Origin of the sequence: Mesorhizobium sp. M1A.T.Ca.IN.004.03.1.1, from assembly GCF_003997555.1 — a bacterium.
Classification (GTDB): domain Bacteria; phylum Pseudomonadota; class Alphaproteobacteria; order Rhizobiales; family Rhizobiaceae; genus Mesorhizobium.
In genome coordinates this window covers 1-250 of the sequence record NZ_RZTV01000764.1, presented here as the reverse complement: position 1 = coordinate 250, position 250 = coordinate 1, and the positions used below count along the sequence as shown (strand labels likewise).

Sequence of the window (250 nt, the reverse complement as noted above, 5' to 3'; positions counted from 1 at the left end):
GCGCACTGAATCTTTATTTGAGACACGGAGGTTGCGATCGTGAACAAACATGTGGGTGCAAAGCTCAAAATGCAGCCCGACTCTTCGCTCGCCGAGCGCGAGCCGCGGACGATCAATCTTGCGCTGCAGGGCGGCGGCGCACATGGCGCCTTCACGTGGGGAGTGCTCGATCGGTTGCTGGACGAGCCAAGCCTGTCATTCGAAGGCATTGTGGCAACCAGCGCAGGCGCGATGAATGCTGCGGTCGCAG

Annotated in this window: 1 protein-coding gene; it reads left to right on the top strand. The window is 60.4% G+C overall.

Features of this window, described 5'->3' with window-relative positions:
* Positions 1–69: 69 nt before the first annotated feature.
* A partial coding sequence (locus EOD29_RS33720) for a patatin-like phospholipase family protein (RefSeq protein ID WP_245475519.1) occupies positions 70–250 on the top strand: 181 nt, incomplete at its 3' end.